The organism is Dankookia sp. GCM10030260, from assembly GCF_042666655.1.
Classification (GTDB): Bacteria; Pseudomonadota; Alphaproteobacteria; order Acetobacterales; family Acetobacteraceae; genus Paracraurococcus.
This window is the reverse complement of record NZ_JBHTDE010000026.1, coordinates 1-20,873: the sequence shown is the minus strand read 5'-3', so window position 1 is coordinate 20,873 and position 20,873 is coordinate 1. Positions and strand designations below refer to the sequence as shown.

General features: G+C 68.0%; 16 protein-coding genes and 4 pseudogenes. 12 read left to right on the top strand and 8 right to left on the bottom strand.

Annotated elements, in window-relative coordinates; genetic code table 11:
• Positions 1–38: 38 nt before the first annotated feature.
• Complete coding sequence (locus ACFQS7_RS28510) at positions 39–197, bottom strand: hypothetical protein (RefSeq protein WP_380070540.1); 159 nt, start codon at positions 195–197, stop codon at positions 39–41.
• An 18-nt stretch (positions 198–215) separates the two neighbouring features.
• Here ACFQS7_RS28510 and ACFQS7_RS28505 point away from each other — a divergent pair, with 18 nt between their 5' ends.
• The gene (locus ACFQS7_RS28505) at positions 216–449 is read left to right on the top strand and encodes a DUF6429 family protein (RefSeq protein ID WP_380070539.1); all 234 of its coding nucleotides are present in this window, start codon (positions 216–218) and stop codon (positions 447–449) included.
• A gap of 124 nt (positions 450–573) precedes the next feature.
• Entirely contained in the window at positions 574–2,859 is a 2,286-nt protein-coding gene (locus tag ACFQS7_RS28500) for a 2OG-Fe(II) oxygenase (protein ID WP_380070538.1), read from the top strand.
• A 251-nt stretch (positions 2,860–3,110) separates the two neighbouring features.
• Here the strand turns inward: ACFQS7_RS28500 and ACFQS7_RS28495 are convergent, their stop codons facing one another.
• On the bottom strand, positions 3,111–4,268 hold the full coding sequence (locus ACFQS7_RS28495) for a hypothetical protein (protein ID WP_380070537.1): 1,158 nt from the start codon (positions 4,266–4,268) through the stop codon (positions 3,111–3,113).
• A 430-nt stretch (positions 4,269–4,698) separates the two neighbouring features.
• Between ACFQS7_RS28495 and ACFQS7_RS28490 the strand changes: the two genes are divergently transcribed.
• The 8 genes and pseudogenes from ACFQS7_RS28490 to ACFQS7_RS28455 all read left to right on the top strand — a co-directional run bounded on the left by ACFQS7_RS28490 (position 4,699) and on the right by ACFQS7_RS28455 (position 13,304).
• Complete coding sequence (locus ACFQS7_RS28490) at positions 4,699–5,595, top strand: recombinase family protein (protein ID WP_380070536.1); 897 nt, start codon at positions 4,699–4,701, stop codon at positions 5,593–5,595.
• A gap of 343 nt (positions 5,596–5,938) precedes the next feature.
• The gene (locus ACFQS7_RS28485; protein ID WP_380070535.1) at positions 5,939–6,928 is read left to right on the top strand and encodes an alpha/beta hydrolase family esterase; all 990 of its coding nucleotides are present in this window, start codon (positions 5,939–5,941) and stop codon (positions 6,926–6,928) included.
• A pseudogene (locus ACFQS7_RS28480) lies at positions 6,813–7,514 on the top strand (DUF4112 domain-containing protein). Before ACFQS7_RS28485 ends, ACFQS7_RS28480 begins: the two are co-directional and overlap by 116 nt.
• A 362-nt stretch (positions 7,515–7,876) precedes the next feature.
• Positions 7,877–8,167 (top strand): annotated as a pseudogene (locus tag ACFQS7_RS28475) (DAK2 domain-containing protein); the annotation flags it as partial.
• Positions 8,168–8,592: 425 nt separating this feature from the next.
• Positions 8,593–9,243, top strand: a complete 651-nt coding sequence (locus tag ACFQS7_RS28470; protein WP_380070534.1) for a division plane positioning ATPase MipZ — start codon at positions 8,593–8,595, stop codon at positions 9,241–9,243.
• Between the two features lie 8 nt (positions 9,244–9,251).
• Complete coding sequence (locus ACFQS7_RS28465) at positions 9,252–9,953, top strand: hypothetical protein (protein ID WP_380070533.1); 702 nt, start codon at positions 9,252–9,254, stop codon at positions 9,951–9,953.
• A gap of 947 nt (positions 9,954–10,900) precedes the next feature.
• Positions 10,901–11,512, top strand: a complete 612-nt coding sequence (locus ACFQS7_RS28460; protein WP_380070532.1) for a hypothetical protein — start codon at positions 10,901–10,903, stop codon at positions 11,510–11,512.
• A 793-nt stretch (positions 11,513–12,305) separates the two neighbouring features.
• Complete coding sequence (locus ACFQS7_RS28455) at positions 12,306–13,304, top strand: replication protein RepA (RefSeq protein ID WP_380070531.1); 999 nt, start codon at positions 12,306–12,308, stop codon at positions 13,302–13,304.
• A 99-nt stretch (positions 13,305–13,403) separates the two neighbouring features.
• Here ACFQS7_RS28455 and ACFQS7_RS28450 read toward each other — a convergent pair whose 3' ends face one another.
• Both ACFQS7_RS28450 and ACFQS7_RS28445 read right to left on the bottom strand, forming a co-directional pair.
• On the bottom strand, positions 13,404–13,580 hold the full coding sequence (locus ACFQS7_RS28450; RefSeq protein WP_380070530.1) for a hypothetical protein: 177 nt from the start codon (positions 13,578–13,580) through the stop codon (positions 13,404–13,406).
• Positions 13,581–13,782: 202 nt separating this feature from the next.
• Positions 13,783–14,701: pseudogene (locus tag ACFQS7_RS28445) on the bottom strand (transposase); the annotation flags it as partial.
• A 189-nt stretch (positions 14,702–14,890) separates the two neighbouring features.
• On the opposite strand from ACFQS7_RS28445, the gene ACFQS7_RS28440 reads away from it, so the two are divergent.
• Both ACFQS7_RS28440 and ACFQS7_RS28435 read left to right on the top strand, forming a co-directional pair.
• Positions 14,891–15,040 (top strand): hypothetical protein, encoded by a 150-nt coding sequence (locus ACFQS7_RS28440; RefSeq protein WP_380070529.1) that lies wholly within the window; start codon positions 14,891–14,893, stop codon positions 15,038–15,040.
• 325 nt (positions 15,041–15,365) lie between these two features.
• Positions 15,366–15,695 (top strand): hypothetical protein, encoded by a 330-nt coding sequence (locus ACFQS7_RS28435; RefSeq protein ID WP_380070528.1) that lies wholly within the window; start codon positions 15,366–15,368, stop codon positions 15,693–15,695.
• An 866-nt stretch (positions 15,696–16,561) separates the two neighbouring features.
• Here the strand turns inward: ACFQS7_RS28435 and ACFQS7_RS28430 are convergent.
• The 4 genes and pseudogenes from ACFQS7_RS28430 to ACFQS7_RS28415 all read right to left on the bottom strand — a co-directional run.
• Positions 16,562–18,001: a DUF6880 family protein gene (locus tag ACFQS7_RS28430; RefSeq protein WP_380070527.1), complete on the bottom strand. Its 1,440-nt coding sequence runs from the start codon at positions 17,999–18,001 to the stop codon at positions 16,562–16,564.
• A 239-nt stretch (positions 18,002–18,240) separates the two neighbouring features.
• Positions 18,241–19,131 (bottom strand): IS21-like element helper ATPase IstB, encoded by an 891-nt coding sequence (gene istB, locus ACFQS7_RS28425; protein WP_380070526.1) that lies wholly within the window; start codon positions 19,129–19,131, stop codon positions 18,241–18,243.
• Positions 19,128–20,627: an IS21 family transposase gene (gene istA, locus ACFQS7_RS28420; protein ID WP_380070547.1), complete on the bottom strand. Its 1,500-nt coding sequence runs from the start codon at positions 20,625–20,627 to the stop codon at positions 19,128–19,130. The genes istB and istA overlap by 4 nt, the downstream gene beginning before the upstream one ends.
• 121 nt (positions 20,628–20,748) lie before the next feature.
• A pseudogene (locus tag ACFQS7_RS28415) lies at positions 20,749–20,873 on the bottom strand (IS110 family transposase); the annotation flags it as partial.

Sequence of the window (20,873 nt, the reverse complement as noted above, 5' to 3'; positions counted from 1 at the left end):
TTTTTAATTTACGGGAGCCCCAAAGAAAGCGTCCTTTATCAAGCCGCAGGCTCCAGCCCTCCTAACAGCGCGCCGGCATAGCCGAGCAGCAGCGGGGTGCGGTCGCGCAGGTCGGCCAGGCTCCGGGTGCGACAGGCGGCGACCAGCCGTTTAATTTCGGGCGTGGCCAGCGCGGCGGACCGGAGCTGCGGTACCATCCCGGGGAGGCCTGCCGCATGAATCAGGACATCGACCCCGACCGCATCGACGACGCTGTGCTGGCCCTGCTCTGGCTCGGGCTGCATGACGGTTGGCGCACCTGGAAGGGCTTCGACTGGGACGCGATGGACCGCCTGCACCGCAAGGGCATGATCTCGGACCCTGTGGGCAAGGCCAAGTCGGTGGTGTTCACGGAGGAGGGACGACGCGAGGCGGAGCGGCTGTTCCGGGCGCTCTTTGCCCGCCGCTAATGATCTTCCTGCTCGCGGCCTTGCATGCAAGACCGCGAGAGCCGAGGTTAATCTCCGTTGTGGCCAGGCAAGGCACATCCTTAGGCCTTGGCGTACTGCAGCAACATTTCACCTGACCAGCCGCATGACGACGATCCCCGCCGACCTCGCCGCACTGCTCGCCACCATCCGTCGGCCAGGCGACTTCTTTGCCGCTGGCACGAGCGAGTTGCTGGCGCCGCTGCTGGAGGTCGAGGGTGTTGGTCCCGTGGCGCTGCCACTGCTGCCGGCGCAAGCTGAGCAACTCGCCGCCGTGGCTGAGCCGGCCCCGTACGGCCGAGGCGCCGAGACCCTGATTGATCCGGCGGTCAGGCGCTGCCGGCAGGTCGGCCCGGATCGGGTGCGGATCAGCGGCAGGCACTGGGTACGGACGCTCGAGACGATCGTCGCCCGCGCTGCCGAGGGGCTGGGCGTCGACGGACCGGTCTCGGCCGAGTTCTACAAGCTGCTGCTCTACGAGGAGGGCGGCTTCTTTCTCGGCCACCGCGACACCGAGAAGACGCCCGGCATGTTCGCCACCCTCGTCGCGGCCTTACCGTCGTCCTTCGCGGGTGGTGAGTTGGTGGTGCGCCACAAGGGCCGCGAAGTCCGGCTCGATCTGCGCGGCGACGACCCGGCGGAGGTGGCCTTCGCCGCATTCTATGCCGACTGCGTGCACGAGGTCCTGCCGGTCACCAAGGGGTGCCGTCTGATCCTGGTTTACAACCTGGTGCGCCGCGGCCGGGGGCGGGCGCCCGAGCCGCCCGACTATGCGGCCGAGCAGGCCCGCGTGACCGCGCTGCTGCGGCGGTGGCAGCGCGGCAAGCGTCACCGGGACGACGACACGCCCGAGAAGCTGGTCTACCTCCTCGAGCATGCCTACACGTCGGCGGAGCTCGGCTTCGCCATGCTGAAGGGCGCCGATGCCGCGGCCGCCGGGGTGCTGACCGAGGCCGCGCGCGAGGCGCAATGCGACCTGCACCTGGCGCTGCTCACCGTCGAGGAGAGCGGCGCCGCCGAGTATGCCGAGAGCTACGGCTCGCGCCGGGGGCGTTGGGACTCCGAAGAGGACGAGTTCGAGGCCGGTGAGGTGTTCGACCGGAGCATGACCTTGTCGGACTGGCGCCGTCCGGATGGCGGCACCACGGCATTGGGCGGGATCCCGGTCGAGGCGGAGGAGTTCGTGCCGCCCGACGCCTGCGACGCGCTGGAGCCGGACGAGGAGCATTTCCGCGAGGCGACTGGCAATGAGGGTGCCTCCTTCGAGCGCACCTACCGCCGGGCGGCGCTGGTGCTCTGGCCGAGCGACCGGCTCTTCGCCGTCCTGAGCCAGGCCGGGCTGCCGGTGACCCTGCCCTATCTGGACGATTTGGTCCGGCGCTGGGCCGAGGACGGTGGGGACCGGCAGTCGCTCCTCTGGCACGAGGCGCACGACCTCGCCGGGCACATGCTCGCGCAATGGCCGAGGCGGGACGGGTATCCGCGGTTAGACGAAACCCCGGGCGATGCCGCCCGCATGCTCGATCTGCTGACCCGGCTGGCTGATACCGAGCTCATTGAGCGCTTCCTGGCCGAGATCACCGCCGCGGGCGTCTACCGCAAGGGCGACAATGCCGCGATCGTCGCCGCGATCGGCCGCCTACCGCCGCCGCGGGCAGCGGCCTTGGTTGAGCGCATCGTGGCCGGGACGGCTGCCACCAGCTTCGGCGCCTGTGCCGATCTCCTGGCCCGAACGGCTGCCGTCCTGGGTCAGCAGCACGTGTCCGGCCTCGTGGGCGCCGCCACCAGGCTGGTCGAGGCGCTTCCGGGCGGCCGCGGCCACGTGGCGCCGGACGAGTCCTGGCAGCGCGGGCCCGAAGTGAGCCCGACCGTCATCGTCGATCTGCTGACCGGCCTCGGCGCGATCGACCGGGCGCTGGTCGAGCGGGCGGTGGACCACATCCTGGCCAGACCAAAGACCTACGACCTGGATGCCATCCTTGTCCCGGCAGTTCGTACGATGATCGGCAGCGGCAGGATGCAGGGCGCGAGTTCGGTCGAGCGGCTGCGGGTGGCGTGCGTCGCGCACCTGCGCCTCCGGGCCGCCGAGCCCCTGGCGCCGCCAGCCGATTGGCGCCGGGCAGCCACACTCCCCTGCCGCTGCAGGAACTGCACCGAATTGGCTCGCTTCCTTGCTGACCCCGAGCGGCAGACCTGGGTACTGAAGGCCGCAGAAGCGGACCGCAGTCATGTCGAGGACGGCATCCGGCGGGCCCAGGCCGACCTCGACCTGACGACCGATCGCCGCGGCCGGCCTTACAGCTTGGTCTGCACCAAGAACCAGGAAAGCTACGAAAGGCGGGCCAGGCAGCGCAGGCAGGACCTCAAGGACTTGGCTCTGCTCGCGGGCTGATGCCATCTCCCTGAGGGTGATGGGTCCATCCGGCGGTCTGGATCGAACGCCGCGCACGCAGTCGTCGCCGCACCTCTGTGTCGCTGGTCGTAGGATCCGGCCGGCGCATCGCTGCGGGCCTTGCCCATGACCCAGCATCTTGCCGCCCAGCCACCTCCTCGGGACATGCCGGACGATGCTTGGTCCGAGACCGCCTGTCCTAGTCACCCCGGTCGTCGCCCCAATCCCTGCGAACCGCCATCCGAGGCCCCTCACCCCGCACCGTCATCGTCGGCGCGTCCGGTCCCGGCCACCCGGACGAGCCCGGCCCGTGCCTTCCGGATCGCCGCGTCCATGGCCTGCATGGCCGCCTCCAGGTCGCCATAGTCGAAGGCCCGCCGCTCGAGCGGCCCGGCGCGCGGCAGTGACGGCAGGGTCTCGGGCGGCTCCTCCACCACGGCCGGCAGCTCGCGCGGCCGGCCCCTCCCCCGCCCGGGCAGCGGCCGGCGTGGCGGCGCCGCCGCCTGCCGCAACGGCGCAAGGCCCGCGAGGCCGAACAGGCGACGGCTGTGGCGGTGCGTCACCTCCACCGCGACCTCCAGCCGGACAAGTTCGTCAAGGATGGCGCAGGCCGCCTTCACCGACATCTCCAGCGCAGCGGCCAGCGTCGTGGCCGAGACGAGCGGGACGGCCGCAAGCAGGTCCACCGCCGCGGGCGCCCGCGAGGTCCTGCGCCGCCCGGCCGCCACCGCCGCCCGTGCGGTGAGCCATCGCCGCTCCATCTCGACCAGCAGGTCGAGCGCCGCCACCGCCTCCGCGACGACCGCCTGCAGGAATGCGGGAATCCAGAGCGCCGGATCCCAGGGCTGGTCGGGCCCGAGCGCGGCCGCCCCGGTGATCGGCAACGGGGCGCGGAGCACGCCCACCCTGCCCCAGCGTCGCACCAGTGCGGCGCGCAGCGGCGGGCGCGTCCCGCCGCGCTCGAGCCAGAGCCAGGCGCCCCAGGCGGCATCAAGCAGCGGGACGCCGTAGGGGCGCGCGCCCTCCAGCGTGACGAGCGCCGCCTGCACCGCCTCCTCCGCGTCGCCGTCAGGCACGGCGAGCCAGCGGTGGTAGTCGAGGGCGAGGCGCGCGGCGTCCTGCAGCGCGCCCGCGTCCCTCACCCACTCGCTGTCCCGCATGGCCCGCAGCGGCAGGCCTTCCAACGTGGCGGCGAGATGCCAAGGATCGATCAGGTGCCCGTCCGCGGCGGCCTGGCGCCGGGCCGCGTCGAGCCGGACCCGGTGCAGCAGAGCCGGCAGCAATGGATGCAGGGTGGTGGCCGCGTCGAGGCGCGCGAGCGCGGCGCTGGCCGCGGACAGCGCCGCGAGCAGGGCCGGGTCTCCCAGGTGTGGGGGCGCGTCAGGCCGTTTAGTCGACAGCAGCGACACCGAAGACTTCCTGTCCTGCAATTCAGCTCTATTTACCTTAAATGGGCATTAAATTCAAGTCTGCCCTTTATTAAAATCGGCTGCAGCCTGGGTGCTCCGCCGCATGCCATCACGGTGCCTGTCGAGGCTCTTGGCATCGCCGCGAGGCAGCTTTCGGCGCTTGAAGCCCGGCCGTACGGCGCGCCATGAGCTCCACCGAACGACGCCTCGGACGGGAAAGAAAGTTGGTCCGCCAAGGGTTTGGCGTGGACCTGCGGCGGCGCCCCGGCGCCCGCATAAGACGCCTCGGCAGCAGGGTCAGGCGGGTGGCTCGGCTCCGGCGCGGGCTCTTGATGCACGACCAAAGGACCGTTTCCCGATATCAAGTCGTCTTTGACAAACCGCCCCGCCAGGGCCCATTCCGGTCCGGATCCAGGCAGGACGCTCTCTGATGACGCTGGTCGGCTACGCGCGCGTGAGCACCGAGGACCAGGCCACGGCCCGCCAGCTCGACGAACTGCGCGCCGCCGGCTGCCGCGAGGTGGCCGAGGAGCACGCCTCGGGCGGCGACCGCGACCGGCCGGTGCTGGCCCGCACCCTCGCCCGCCTGCGGCCCGGCGACACCCTCGTGGTGGTCTCGCTCGACCGGCTGGCCCGCTCGCTGTCGCACCTGCTCGGGGTGGTCGAGGGCTTGAAGGACCGGGGCATCCACTTCCGCTCGCTCCGCGACCCGGTCGACACGGCAAGCCCGCAGGGCCTGTTCACCCTCCAGGTCCTCGGCGCTGCCGCGCAACTCGAACGCGCGCTCATCCGCGAACGCACCCGCAGCGGCATGCGCGCCGCCGCCGCCCGCGGCAGCCGGCCCGGTAACCCGGGCCTGCGGGCCGGTGACCCGGCGGCCCGGCGGGCGACCTCGGAGGCACGCCGGGCGTCCTACCTCGCCCGGCTGGTGGCCGGCGCCGACGCCTGGCTGCCGGCGGTGCAGCGGCTACGGACCGACGGCCGTGCCTGGGACGATGTCGTCCGCTACCTCAATTCCCGCCGCGCCGCGGGGGCGCCGCCCTGGACCTCGGAACGCCTTGTCCGGGCGGTGCGGCGGATGGTGGCGGAGGGCCTGGCCGAGCCCGCGCTCCTCGCCCCGGCCTGGCCGGCACCGGCCCCCGACCGGCTGCTGGCCGTCGTCGCCGGCATCCTGCGGTCCGACCCGGGCGCCACGCTGCGCCAGATCGGCGCCCGGCTGGAGGCCATCCGCGAGCCGACACCCCGCGGTGGCACGACCTGGCAGCCGGGATCGGTGGCGCATGTCGTCGCCCGCGCCAGGAAGGCGGGCCTGTTGCCGGGCCCGTAGCGGGAGCGACCGGAGGCGTCCCGACCAGCTGGGACAGGTCCGTCGCACCAATCAGGACACCGCTCTACCAACTCCCGGCGGGCAAGCGTTCCAGTCGCAGCAATGAGGAACCGCGACAGAAGCCTCCGCCCTGCTGCAGCGCCTGCTGCAAGGCGAGGTGCCGGCTGGCGCCGCTCCGGTCACGCCGGGGACCACGCCGAGCCCAGCCGCCGGGCGCCTGCCCCGCATCATCGACGTCGATCCCGAGACGGGTGAGGCGTCAGCGCCAGCCGCTGCGGCGCCGCGTCCGGCGGCGTTCCAGTGGCCTGCCGGCGGCGCGGTGGGGACGACTGCCAGGCCGCAGATGCCGGAGGTACTGCGAGGCTTCCTCGACCAGATCAACCCGGTCGGCACGGCGCAAGGCCTGGGCGGGCTGACCCAAGGGGCCATGGCACGGGCCGAGCCGCTGCCAGAGGGGGCCAGGTTCCTCGCCGGCAGCTTCGGCAGCGCGGCCGGGAGCCGCGGCTACAAGCTCCACATCCCCAGCACTTATCGCGGCGAGGCAGTGCCGCTGGTCGTCATGCTGCACGGCTGTACCCAGTCGCCCGACGACTTCGCCGCCGGCACGCGGATGAACGCCCTCGCCGAGGAGCATGGCTGCCTGATCGTCTATCCAGGCCAGTCCCAGGCTGCCAACGCCAAGAAGTGCTGGAACTGGTTCAGCCCCGGCGACCAGCAGCGCGATCAGGGCGAGCCCGCCCTGATCGCCGGCATCACCCGCAAGGTCATGCGCGACCATGCGGTCGATCCGCGGCAGGTCTACGTCCCCGGGCTGTCCGCCGGTTGCGCCGCGGCTGCCATCATGGCGCAGGCCTGTCCCGATCTCTACGCCGCGGTGGGCGTGCATTCCGGGCTGGCCTGCGGCGCGGCGCGCGACATGCCCTCAGTCGTCGCCGCCATGCGGCAGGGCGTCAGCGGGCTGCAGCAACCCGGCCAAGGCCAAACTGCGAACGGCAACCGGCGCATCATCCCGACCATCGTGTTCCACGCGGACAAGGACCACACGGTGGACCCGCGCAACGGCGACCAGGTCATCGCCCAGTCCGCCGCCGCCGGCGACCTGCGGACCGCGGTTCAGCGTGGGCAGGTGCCGGGCGGCCATGCCTATACACGCACCCTCCACGCCGATGCCGGTGGCCAGCCGGTGCTGGAGCAATGGCTGGTCCATGGCGGCGGGCATGCCTGGTCGGGTGGCAGCACCGCCGGATCCTATACCGATGCACACGGCCCCGATGCGTCGCGCGAGATGCTCCGGTTCTTCCTGGAGCACCCGCACGCCACCGCGTCGGCATGATCCTGCCGACACGGTCGTGAGCCTTCCCGCAAGAGAAACGTGTTCGGCTGTGCGACAAACGCAGGGGACCGTCGGAAGGCGTCGCCCTGCGCAGACCGGAGACCGATCCGTTCGAGATCGGCGGCCGCCGCCATGGAGCTGGCCGCCACCGCGGACCGCCTTGCGGCGTTCCAACGTCCAACCCCGTGAGCTCTTGATGACCCACCACCCGCCCCTTGACCAGACACTGCCGCCGCGCCCCGCACCAGGCCTGCGGTCCCCTGCCCGGCTGGAGCTCATCGCCGATCTGCTCGACAGCCGCTGGCGGATCCCCGGCACCAGCATCCGCTTCGGCGCGGACGCGCTCCTGAGCCTGTTGCCTGGCCTGGGGCCGGTCGTATCCACGGTGATCTCCGGCTACCTGATCTAGGAGGCCCGCCGGCTGGGCGTCTCGACCAGGACGGTGCTGCGGATGATCGGCAATGTGGGATTGGATGGCCTGATCAGCGCGGTGCAAGTGGCGGGCGCGGTCGGCGACGCGTTCTTCCGGGTCAATCGCCGCAACATGGCGCTGCTCCGGAAGCACCGAGCGCGGGGAATCCCGTAGCCGGTTTGCAGCGGACACCCTACCTGAAGGGTGATTATGGAGCGCGGGGACAAGCCATCGGTCGGGAGTTGCCGACAGCGGAGTCAGCTTGGGCGCGGGTAGCCGGTGGGCGGTCTGAGCCGCTTTCAGGTGCCCTCCCCGGAGCGGGGCCACGCCGGGTGAAATGACCGCCATTCGGGCCCCCGGCGCGGCAAGATAGCCGAGCCTCTTCCCCGCGCCGTTTGCGGCGGTTCCGGCCACTTTTACGCCACCGTCCTGTTACGCGCAGCCCGGAGCCTGACGGCCGCGCTGGAGGCAGGCGACTGGGCCGTGGCCTTCCAGGAAGCGGTTGACGCAACCGGGACCCTTGGCGAGCGCACCCTGGCGACCGCACGATGCTTTATGCCTTCGCCCCAACGGTGGAGGTCTTCGCGCGATCGGTCGAGGTCGTCGACGGGCTGGCACGAGCCGCGCAGGAGGCGGGCTTGGCGGCCACGAGCGACATGTTGCCGCGACTAAGGCGGGCAAGCTACCTCGACGCCCCGGCCGTCGGCGCACCGCTTACTCTAGCAGCGGCTGTGACGGTCTGGTTGCGCGTGCTGGCAAAGCGCCGTGATCAGATTGGTCCTGTCCAAGCGACGGCGGGATGGCAACACCTTACAAATCGGGCTTAGGCGCTGCGGACTGTGAGCCTGAGTCCGCGAAGTCTCACACCAATGTAGCCCGTTCAGCCAGAACGTCGCCAGATCAGCACTGGCTATGGCTAGGCCGGCGCACCGATCCTGGGCGGCAAGGCCTCCCAGCCGAGAGCAGGTCAGCAGAGATGATAACACGCCAGTCCTTGGTCACCCCGGCCAACAACTTCCGAAAAGAATATCTTTAGATCTTGGAGCCACCAGTGAGCGCCATTGGCGCACGAAGGCAGCATTTGCATCCAGCATGCGACCGACTCGTTCCTTGTTCACAGGCCCTAACGCGAGACCGGGATGCCACTCCAGATCTCGAAGTTGTCCGGTGTGGTTTTACCGGTAAAAGTCCTGCTTGCCCGGCGCAACGGTTTGCCTGAGTTTGGGATAGGGAATCCAGTTGGAGGACTGCCGTGCAACCTATCGTTCTTCTGAGCAGTCCAAAGGGCGGCTGTGGGAAGTCTTCGCTCAGTCGCAACATCCTGGTCTCGGCCGCGCAGGCTGGCAAGCACGTGGTCGGGGTCGACCTCGACAAACAGGGAACATTAACAACCTGGTCTGAGCGCCGTGAGCGGGCGCGGGCTGCGGTCCCGAGCCTACCGCCAGTTCCAGTCATTTCAGCCGAACTCGACGATTGGCGCGAGGCGCTGGCGCGTGCCCGCGCCAGCGGAGCCGACCTCATCGTCGTGGACACTCCACCGAGCGTCGAGCTCAACTTGAATGCCGTCCTCAGCCTCTCCGGCGCGGCCGACCTGATCCTAGTGCCGAGCCAGACCACGATGGACGACATCGACAGCACAGCTCCCTGGATGAAGCGCCTCCTGTCCACCCAGGCCAAGGCGGCTTTCATCCTGAACCGCGCAAATCGACGGACCCGCGCCTTTTCAACGATCCGCGCCAAGCTCCTTGCCGTTGGGCCGATCTGCCCGATTGAGGTCGGCCAGTTCGAGGAAATTCCGGCCGCCGCCGGCAAAGGCCTGGGGGTCCTCGACCTGACGCGCACCGCCAGCGGCGAAACCTTCGAGGCATTGTGGTCTTACGTGGCGCGCGAGGTGGGCCTGTGAGTGCGAAAGTGTCACTACGCCGCTTCGCCACGCTTGATAGCGACGAGCAGCAGCCCACCGACACGCGGCCGGCCGCTCTGGACCGGCTTATCCAAGTGCCGGGCGACGTCATGGACGCGCTCACCGCAGTTTTCGGCGAGACCGGCCTGCTCGAGGATCAGGCTCGCGTTGCCAAGGTGCTTGAGGCTCGGCGGGAGGTGCAGGCGTCCTGGGGACGCGCCGCAAAATCGTTTATCGAAGCAGGTAAGGCGCTTCTCCGCCTCGATGCGGCACTGACGACGCCGGCGGAGAAGGCCGCATTGAAAGCCGGCTGCGAGCACTTGTTCCCGTTCAGCGACCCGGTTGCCAGCCAGTTGCGCGCAGTTGCCCGTGCGGTTGAATCCGGAATCTTGCCGCCTGAGAACTGTCCGGCGAGCTACAGCGTCGCCTACCAGCTCTGCGTGATGGGGGCCGGCGACTTCGCCGAGGCCAAGCGCCGCGGATTGGTTTCGCCTTCGGTCACCCGCGCCGCCATCATTGCCTTCCGCAGGGAGCGGCAGCGGGCGGCCGAGACAAGCACGCGAGTAGACGAGGCGGGACTGCGGGCCGAAGCCCAGCGGCTTGGCAATCGGATTACGCAACTGCAAGCCGAGATCAGGACCCTCGAGCGTCGTCGCGTCGAGATCGCACGCTTGCTGACTTCTGAGCCGGAGGAGGGCGGCAAAGCGTGAGCGGAAGCGCCAGCATTGACCCGGTCCTGGCCGAGCAGACGAAGCTCACGGCCGCACTGCTTAACACGATTGCGGCTGGGTGTGTTGTGGCCGGGATCATCACCCCGCTGGTTGGGATTGCGCTTGGTGCCCTCCAGGTCACCTTCCACCCGCGATTGGCCGTGGTGTTCTGCACTTTGCTCTACGTCAGCGGCACCCTACATTGGACAGCCAGGCGGATCCTGAGGAGGCTCAGTTCATGACCCTCAACGAAGTTTTGCTGCTCGGCTTGAGCGTCGGCGGTGCTCTGGCTTTCGCAGCCTGGGCCTACTGGCTAAGCGGGCACAAGACATGATCTAGGCAGGGGAGGGGATATGCCCACGTACCCTCGCCGCTGAGGTGCCGAGTTGCAGGCCTGACCGACGGCAGCACCGCCGACTTTTGGCGGCAAGCCCTTCTTCCTTGTGCCACCCTGGCCAGGGTTTCGCCGCGCCAGGGCGGCAGCCGTTCCATCCAACTTGGTGTATTTTCGAACGGCTTATGCCGGTCCGGCAAGCCAAGTTCCGGCAGCTTGGTTCGGTCTCCAAGAGACGCGGAGCCGGGAGACCGACGACACCCGGCATTCGAGAACACCGGACCAGCAAGCCCAAGAACTACTCGTGGCTGAGCGCGCTCCCTCCAGTCGCGCCTGCCCCTTCGACCTGCACCGCCTGCTGCCCGCGCCCGAGGCGGTCCTCGCCCTCAGCCCGCAGCATCCCGACGCGCTGCGCTGGCTGTGGGCACAGTGGGGCACGACGCAGGCCCTGCGCCACGTCGTCGAGCTGCCCATCTCGCACCTAGGCCGGCGGCGTAGCCCCGACCCGCTATGCCTATGGGTCGGCTTCTGGAGCGCGGACTGGACCCCTTGGCGCGCGATCACCGCGTTGCGCCATCGCCGCGGCTCGGTATCACTCTGACCCCTCGCTATTATGACGACCCCGGACGCCTGGGATGCGGTGGAGCCGCAGCGGGCCGGCGTGCCTGTTCTCTGCCTCGGCGCATGGGAGGGTCCGCTCGACCAGCTGCTCGACCTCGCGCGCCGGGAAAAGGTCGATCTGGCCCGGCTCTCGATCGCCGAGATGGCCGAGCAGTTCAACCGGCTTTGCCTGGCGGCCCAGGTCGGCCAGCAGGTGTCGCTCTCGCGGGGCGCGGACTGGCTGGTCATGGCGTCCTGGCTGGCGCTGCTGCGGGCACAGCTCTTCCTGCCGCCCGATGCGCGAGCTGCCCGGCCGGACCCTATCGCAGACCGCGAGCGCGCTTTATGGCTGGCCGACTGGTTGGAGCGCCGCCCGCAGCTTGGACTCGACGTCCTCACCTGCGGCGGCCCGGAGTCGCGGCAGCGGACGAACGGCGATGCCGATCTCATCGGTCTCTTCCGGGTCTGCTTCGAGCTGCTTGCGCTTCCGGCGGGGGAGGGGGTCTACCGTCCGAAGCCCGCCACCCTCTGGCGCGTGCCGGCGGCCATCGAGCATGTCCGGGGAGCACTACGGCAGGCGCCGGAGGGTGCGCGCCTCGCCGACCTGCTGCCCCGCACGCCCTAGCGAGATCCCGCTGAGGCTCGGCTTTGACGCCGTAGCGCGGCGGCGAGCACCTTCCTGGCCGGGCTTGAGATCGGTCGATCCGGGGAGGTGGCGCTCGACCAGGCCGCTGCCTTCGGCGAGATCAGGCTGCGGGTGGCTCCGGCGGCGGTTATGCGGGCGGCGGAGTGAGCATCGGGGCTTCCCTGCCGACTCCCAGGGCGACTACCTCATGAGCGAGAGCCGGACAGCCCCGCATGCGGTCAGCCTCACTGCCTTGGCGGCAGTCGCGGGCCAGAGCCGGATGCGATAGGCGTCACCAGAGTCCGGTGATCGGGGACGGGAAGGCCCGTTGGGTGCCGCGAAAGACAGGCGTCACTAGAGTCCGACGCGGTCAATCACTAGGCAAGCCTTTGTTTTTCTTGATTTTGGATTGGTCCGGCGGCACCAGAGCCCGTTCAAGCCTGCCTTGGATGGAGGACTTTGGTGACGGGCAGGTATGGGATCGGACTCTAGTGACGGAGTGATTGGGCCGGTTGGAGTCGATTTCCGCCGGATCGGACTCTAGTGACGCACGACTCGACCGCACTACCCTCGCTTTCCACAGCCTAGCGATGGACTATGGTGACGCCCGACCGGACTTTGGTGACGCGTCGTCACGACGAATCAACGAGTTACGGCGGGTATCCACGGGACTCTGGTGACCATACTAATAGAGGTCACTAATAACCTTTCAAATAGTCCCGTCACCAGAGTCCGATGAGACGTATCGGTCGGAACCGTGCTTCCTGACGTTGACCGTGCTGGAGCGAGTCGGATGGCCAAGGTTCACGAACTGCTGGCTAGGAAAGGCAAGACGGAAGCCGACCGCGAGGCGGAGTCCAAGCAGGAACGTGCCGTCATTGCCGCCGCCCACCAGTTCATGACGGACGAAAGTTTCGAGCGTAATTTCCTGTTCTCCGGCTTCGCGCTCGCCGGCCTGCCGCACAAGCGCATAGCTGATGACAAAGAATGGCGGGTCGAGACCGACCACATCACGCTGCTGGTGGAACCCGGTCGCCGCATCCTCGCGGACGGCACCAATCCCTTCGTGGGCGTCCCCTACGGCTCTCGCGCGCGCCTGATCATGCTGTACCTGCAAACCGAGGCGATCAAGCGCCAGAGCCGCGAGATTGAGCTTGGCGGTAGCCTCACAGCTTGGATGCGCAATCTCGGCATCCCGAATGGCGGCAAATCCTATATGGAGGTCCGCGAGCAAGCTGAACGCATCTCACGCTGTCGCCTGACCTTCCAGACCGTGCGCGATGGCAAGACCGCCTTGGTCAACCAGAACATCCTTGAGACGGCGATGTTCCTCCATGAGAACTCTGGTGACGGTCGCCAGTTCAGCCTCAACCTCGATGTCGCTCGCCTCTCTGAGGGCTTCTTCAATCAGCTAATGAAGCATCCGGTGCCAGTAGCCGAAGCGGCGATCAAGAGCCTGAATAACAACTCGACTGCGCTCGATATCTACTGCTGGCTCGCTTATCGCCTCCATGTTTTGAAGAAGCCGACCCCGATCACATGGGCGGCTTTGCATCAGCAATTCGGTACGAACTACGCTAAGGTCAGGCAATTCAAGTTCAAGTTTTTGGATGCGTTGAAGCTGGCGATGGCGGTCTATCCAGAAGCACAGGTCGATATCGAAGAAGAAGGGCTTGTTCTGAAACCCAGCAAGGAAGCGGTGTCGAAGACCCTGGTGGCGGTTCCCGAACCCGCACCGCGACTATTGGCCGAGCCCGCATCGAGAAAGATGGCACAACGCCGTACAGGCTGATGAAAGCTTAAAACCGCTCCACGAAGTGCTGACCGGGTAACACCGCCTTCGTCTTCTCCGGGACCGGGCCGAGATCCGGCCCGCGTACCCCTCTCGACCCTAGGCGTGGGCTCCCATATCGTATTCGTCATGAATCACCCTGGCCCAAAGGTCTTCGCCGGCAGCCGTCTGCACGTCCTCGACCTGGTCGAAAGCCGCGGCGGTGACTTTCCGGCTGCCCTGAACACCCTGCTGGCTCTGACCGGCGCCGTGGTCGACCCGGCCGGCCTTGGCCATCAGCCCAGCGGTGAGCCGGCCACGCAGCGTGTGCATCTCAACCTCGGAGATCGTGCCCTTGAGGCCGAGCAGCAGCCGGCCGTTGCCGGTGGAGGGATCGTAAAACCACACAGGCCGATACCCCGACACTGCTGTATGTCCAACCTGAAAGAGTAATGATAGCCGATCCCGCTCCCCCCCTGTTCCGGCGTGGCTTCGGTGTTGGCAGTGACCGCATCGAGCAGTGGTCCCAGCGCGTCCTGATCGGCGGCGTTGTTGGTCAGGTGGTGCGCCACGATGACCGGCGCGGTCGCATCCACCGCGGCCTGGGCGTTGTAGGCCTGCACGAAGCCGTCGCGGCCCTTCATGATCCGGCTCTCGGGATCGGTGAAGTTGCGCTGCGCCGAGGGCTTCGGCACGCCGGGCGGGTGCTCTGGCTTGCGACCGCGGCGTCCGCGCGGCGAGCCGTCGGCCTTCGTGCCTGGGTCCGGCTTGGTAGCTTTGGCGGCCTGAGCCTCGGCCTCGAGCTCCGCTTTGGCTGCCCGGATCCGCTCCAGGCGGCGCTGCTTGTCGCGCATCCAGGCCGGCATCTCGTCGCCGCGCCGGTCAGCCCCGAGGGCGGCGTCCTCCGCGGTATCGGCGCCTTCGGCCTGCGCCAGCCAGCCCTCGACCTCAGCGGCCAGTTCGGCCTCGGCCGGGCCCATCCGGCCGTAGCTCATGGCCTTGTGCTTGGAGGCATTGGCCCGCAGCTTGGTGCCGTCCACCGCGACATGGCCGAGCCTGACCAGGCCGGCGCACCGGCACAAGGCGAGCACCTGCGCGAAGAGCTCGGCCAGCGCCGCGAGATGGCGGCGGCGGAACTCGCTGATGGTGCGGAAGTCCGGCCGGTTCAGCGCCGTCACCGCCTGGAAGTACAGGCACTCCTCGCAGGCCCGCGCGATCCGCCGCGACGAGTAGACGCCACGGCTGTAGGCATAGAGCAGCAGCGCCACCATCATCGCCGGATGGTACGGCGGATAGCCCCTCGGCTCCGTGTAGGCGGCAAGAATGGCGGAGAGATCAAGCTCCTCCGCCACGATGTCGCGGATCAGATGCGCGGGATGCCCCTCGGGGACGAACTCCTAAACCGAGGGCGGCAGCAGTCAGGCCTCGTCCACTTTCCAGGACCGAAAGCTCTTCGTCATGCCGCCGAGCGAATCACTGCACACCCGGCTTGTCGAGCCTCTTCACCCGTTACCGGGACGGGCTCCTAGCCTGCGAGAAACGGAATTTGCACAAGCCAGGACGCCGCGGCAGATTCGGCCAGCAACGCCACGGGGCAGGGGAGTGGCATGCGGGACACCGTGAAGCAGGCGGATCGGCTGGCCGCCATCCGGCTGCACTACATGCTCAACACCCATCTCGAGGACCAGGAGATTGCCACCCGGCGGCCATCAGCGCCGCCACCGGCCTACCAGCCGCCGAGGCGGTCCGCCTACTGACCCGGCAATGGCGCGAGGGCGACACCGCAGCGCTGAAGGTGATCGCCGACCGGCTCGGCCTCGACATGCCACTGGAGGGCCTCGGCCTGCCCATGCGGAAGGGAGGGGCCCATGACCGCGGTTCCGGTCCCCATCCTTCGAGGCCGCCATGCCGAATGATCGCGCCGCACCCGCGTGGCAAACTCCTCGACTGTGCCGCTGCCGATCTCGTCGCCATATCCCGTCAAGCGCTGGCGCGCAATCGGAGGACCGAGCGGCGCACAAGCCGCTCTATGCGTGCTCCGCATGCACGGTATTCCATCAAGCGTCTGAAGGTAAAAGTTGGATGAGCCGCCGTCCACAAAGGGCCCCGAAGAGGAAGAACCACCTTGTCGCCGAACTCGAGGCAGAGATCACCCGGTTGCACCAGGAACTGGCCAACATCCATGCGACACTGAAGCAACTCGAACAGGGCGGCGCTGACGCATTCCTGACGCGCCGCATCACCGAACTTGAGGAGGGGCAAAGGGTCGCTCGTGGGCAGGCAGTCGAGGCAGTCGTGGCACGCTCCCGGGCTGAAGCCGAGTTACGGGCGCTCGAGGATGCGATCGGGAAAGCGCAGGGCCTGTCTGGGTGGCTACTGCGGCGCGCGCGAAAGCGGCTGCGACAACCCTAACGTGGCCTAACCTGGTTCTGAAGTAACGAGATAGTCTCGTCACGAGAAGGCCAGCGCGCTGACCATGTTGAACCCGATGTCAGCGGCCTAAACTCCTGCAGATTGCCCGCGTTGGCGGTCAAACCGGACGTTAATCGGGTAAGCGCGGCTTGAGGTAGAGCCCCGGGCGCCCACCTCCGTCGTCATTGAGCTCCGCACGAGAACGCCCACCATCATGGAAGCCCATGTCAGAAGCAGATCGCGTTTTCCCGGCCCGGAAAGGGCAGGGGTCCCAAACCTTGATCAGCGAAAAGCGTCACATTCTCAGCGCGCCCCGGCGAAGCGGTCCCAGCGCCGGCAAAAGCAGAGTGGTCGAAGTCGTGCACGTCCGGCGTGAAAGGTCGCGACCGGTCGAGAATCAACCACGTTCAGCACCGTGGAGCGTGCCCGCCGAGGCTTGGTCGGAAGGCCTTCGTGCCAAGCCCACACAGCTTCTTCCGGCACAGGATATTCGGCCCGTTGCGCCCGACCCAGCGCTGCCCGTCGTGCATGTCATGCCCATGTGGACGCCGTCACTGCCACAACCCGCGGCGCCAAGACCCCAGCCTGATGAGGCACCGGTCGGAACAGCGGTGACCAAGCAACGCAAACCACGCATCGCGAAGACACCAACAGCAAGGGCGGCGGTACGACGTTTCGCCGATCCCTTCGCTGACGAAGACGGCGCGAACTGCCTCCGCTGCGGCTACCTGGTGCAGCCAGCTCGGGTGAGACGCGGCCTGCTGACCTGCGCAACGTGTGGCTGATGGCTTCGGAGCCAATCAGGCACCCTGATTACAGCGGAGAAGCTACTGCCAGGGGGTTGGTGCCGACTACGAGCCCCGATATCACGCTCCTACGGGGGGCGGCATCACCACCAGCGTCCAGAAACCCACCTTGCGGCTGTGCTTGCCGCGAAGCCGGGCAACGAAGGCGGTGTGCGATTCAAACCCGCCGTAGTCACCGATCAAGGATGCCACCGACTGGCATTCTGCGAGGTGGCGGGCGGCGTGGCGGTAGCGTTTGGATTTAGCACCGTCGAGAGTGTCCTCGATCATCGCGCGTCGCAGCAGCGTCGCCGCGAGCGGGCTCGTGCTCTCCAACCAGCGTGCCGCCGGGTCAAGCAGATAGTAGAGGTTCCCGTCGATCTCGGCCTGGCGCGTAAGCACAAGACGCGCAGCCTGCCTTGGCTCGGGCCAAGCATGGAGGAAATGAAGCGCCACCGAGAAGCTGCGGAAGCCAAGCGCGTACTCCATCGTCTTTTGCTCGGCCAGCACGTCCTCGAAGTCAGGTAGCGCTTTGAGGTAAGCCCGCAGGCGCTCGACCGAAAGACGCTCCTCGAAGGCTTTCCAGCGAACCCGCTGTGCGTCCTCGGGACGGCCTGTGGCGTCCAGGGCGTCGAGGTAGACGCTCTCCCATTCACCATCCGGTCCTTCCCAGCCGAGATGGTCGAGATCGCCGCCCAACTCCCCGCGTCTGGTTTGCTGGCGGGGTGCGGCAGCCTCAAGGACCTTGATGGCCTCCTCGGATCGCCCCGCAGTGAGGAGCCGCCGCCCAATCTTGGCAGCGACATCTGAGCGCTTGCGGGCCTCGGCCGGAACGAGGGCGATGTAGGCGTCCACATCACCTTCGCCGTCAGCAAGGTCCTGCAGGGCGCGTCGGATGGCAGCGGCCTGGCTGTCGTAGCCGTCCTTGGCGGGACGACTGGATAGCTCAGCTGCCAACCTGGTCCTGAGTGCCGCAACACCGACTTTGCCCAGTGCCGGGAATATCATGGAGACCAAGCGGTCGAACTCGCCATATTCGTTCTTCGTGACGGCTGCGAAGACCCGCTCGGCAAGCTGCTTCGGATCGGGTTTGGCCCTCGTCGCCAAGCAGCCAAGGTCGTCGCAAGCAGCACGGAACACCTCGCCCACCGACCCACTGCTGTCGTCGACACGGTTGAGGGTCGGTTCAGCCAAGGCCATGAACCGCCACATCAAATCGAGCGCCAGGTCCGGGCGGGTCTCGACCAAGCGGTCGGCAATCATAGTCCGCGTCAGATTCAGATCCCGCACGAAGTCGGGGCGCTTCTGCCAGTCGATGAAGGACCGGGCGGATCTGAGTGCCGTGAGCCGCTTGCTGATCTCGGCGGCAATGGTCTCACCGCCGGCTTGACCCGCCAGTTCGAGGCGTAACCGGCGCTTGATGGTCGGTTGCTCGTCGGCAAGGTCCAAGAGAATGCCCGCAAGGCGCTGGGCGCCCAAGCTCACCAGGGTGTCGGCGGTAACGGTCGTCCTTGGGGCCATAGCCTCCCATCCCTGCAGCGCGATGCGGCAATGTGTTGCTTCTGCTTTCGCCTGGTTGTCTCATGCCTTGGCGAATCGGAGAGTACGCGAATGGCGGGAACGGCAAAGACCAGTGCGGCGAAGACGTCGGCACCCCCAGTGTCAACGGCGGAGCAAAACTAGACCGGCGTGGCGGAGGAAAACTAGGCCACTGGCGGCGCGGCGGCGCCAGCCCTGACCTGCCCCCGATCGGGGGCAGGTCAGGGCTGTTGCTGGTTCCCACGATGGTCAGCGGGGAGGATCTCGCCGGTATCGGAGACGATTTGCTCGCCTGTGGCGGCCTCGGCTGGCACTGCCTTGGCCGGCGGGCGGCGCCGGGCGGTGGAGTGGGCCAGGCGGTAACTCTCGCCGTTCATGCTCAGGATGTGGACGTGGTGAGTGAGCCGGTCGAGCAGGGCGCCGGTGAGGCGTTCCGAGCCGAGCACCGCGGTCCATTCCTCGAACGGCAGGTTCGAGGTGACGATGGTGGAGCCGTGTTCGTAGCGCTGGCTGAACACTTCGAACAACAGCTCCGCCCCGGTCGGTGAGAGCGGCACGTAGCCGAGTTCATCGATGATCAGCAGCTTGGCTGCCTGCAGCTCCCGCTGCAGCCGGAGCAGGCGCTTCTCGTCGCGCGCTTCCATCAGCTGGTGGACCAGCTGGGCCGCTGTGGTGAACACGACGCTGAACCCTCTCTGGCAGGCGGCAAGGCCGAGGCCCAGAGCGACGTGGCTCTTGCCGGTACCGCTGTTGCCGAGCGCTATGATGTTCTCGCGCCGCAGGATGTACTCGCAGCGCGCCAGCTCGAGGACCAGCATCTTGTTGAGGCTGGGAATGGCGGTGAACACGAAGCTGTCCAGGCTCTTGGTCGCCGGGAACCGGGCCTGGCGGATCCGCCGCTCGACCAGGCGCCGCTCGCGGTCGATCAGTTCCAGCTCGAGGAGGCGCAGCAGGTAGCGCGGATGGTCGACGCCGTCGCGGGCACATTCGCGGGCCACCTTGTCGTACTCGCGCAGCACCGTCGGCAGCCGGAGCTGCTTGAGGTGATGCGCCAGCAGGACCTGCGGCGTGCCCTGGCTGGTGCCATGTGGCATGGCGTCAGCCGCGGTCATGCCGCCTGCTCCCGCAGCAGGGCGGTGTAGTCCGCGGCCCGGGTCATCCGCACGTCGGTACCCGGCAGATACGGATAGGCGGTCAGGTCGAGCCTGGCAGGGCGCCGCTCGATCCGCGCCAGAACGATCTGCCGGACCGCGTCAAAGCCAATGGCGCCGAGATGGATGGCATCGGCCACCGCGGCCGCTACCACCTCCTTGGCGGCGATCTCCAGCAGCCGCAGCACCTGGATGAACTCACGCTTGCCGCGGTTACCCATGCGCGCCTCCAACAGGTGGCGCAGGTGCTGGAAGGCCGGCGGCAACGCCCAACCCTGCAGCGCCGCCGCCTGGTCCAGCGCGCCCGGCTTGGTCTCGAGCAGCGCCAGGTAGTGCAGCGGGTCGTAGATGAACTCGCCATGGCCATAGGAGCGGGCGTGGCGGGCGATCGGCGCGCCATCGCACAGGATCACCACCGCGTCGACGAAGCCCTTCACCAGCACCGCCTGGAACCCGTGCGCCGTCGGCACCGAGTAGTCGTTGCCGCGGTATCGGACCAGGGCTGTCGATGATACCCGGGCACTGATGGTCTCGCAGGGCTCCAGAGCAACCTCCGGCAGGCGTTGCAGCGCTGCCAGATCCGCCGCCAGCCGCGCGCCGATCGTCTCGGCATGTCGTCCCGCCCGGTCGGATTGCCGCAGCCTGCAGCGCTCCGCCAGCATGACGTTGAGCGCCTCGTGGGTGGCCGCGATCGGCACCGGGGTCAGAAAGTTGGACCGGGAGAACTTCACCAGCCCCTCCACCTTGCCCTTGTCGTTGCCCTTGCCCGGCCTGCCAAACCGGTCCTGGAACAGGTAGTGGCTGACCAGCCCCGTGAACGCCCGCGTCCGCTCGCGCCGGCCGTCGCCGCAGATCCGTGCCACCGCCAGCTTGAGGTTGTCGTAGAGGATCGACTGGGGAACGCCGCCAAAGAAGGCAAAGGCCGCGACGTGCCCGTCGAGGAACGCCTCGGTCGTCTCCCGCGGATAGGCTTTCACGAAGCAGGCGTCCGACTGCGGCAGATCCAGGCAGAAGAAATACACCTTCTGCCGAACCCCGCCGATCACCGCCACCGCCTCGCCGAAATCCACCTGCGCATGGCCCGGCGGATGGGCCAGCGGCACGAAGACCTCCCGCCCGCGCGCCCGCTGTCGCCGCACGTGATCCTTCACCACCGTGTAGCCGCCGCCATAGCCGTGCTCGTCGCGCAGCCGCTCGAAGATCCGCTTGGCGGTGTGCTGCTGCTTGGGCGGTGCCGCCCGGTCCGCCTCCAGGATCGCCTCGATCACCGGCACCAGCGGCCCCAGCTTCGGTTTGTCCGCCGGCCGCGTCCGAACGTACCCCGGCGGCGCCGAGTACCGACACATCTTGGCAATCGTGTCTCGGCTCAGCCCAAAGACCCGGGCCGCCTCCCGCCGACTATGCCCCTCCAGGAACACAAACTTCCGGACCGCCGCGTAGGTCTCCACCACGAACATCTCCCGGCGCCCCACCCTGATCCCTCAGGGTAGGCCGCCCGCCACTGGCCGGGTTTTACCCCGCCCGCAGCAGCATCACGCCGCCGCTCCAGTGGCCGACTTTCTCTCCGCCGTGCACATTGATCGGGGTCGTCCGCACGTTCGGCCGGGTAACCGCCTCGCAGATCGCAGCCGCATCGGCTGCATCGTTCTTTTGGCGCACGACGTACGGCTTGACGTAGGACGGCGGGATCAGGCGCACATCGT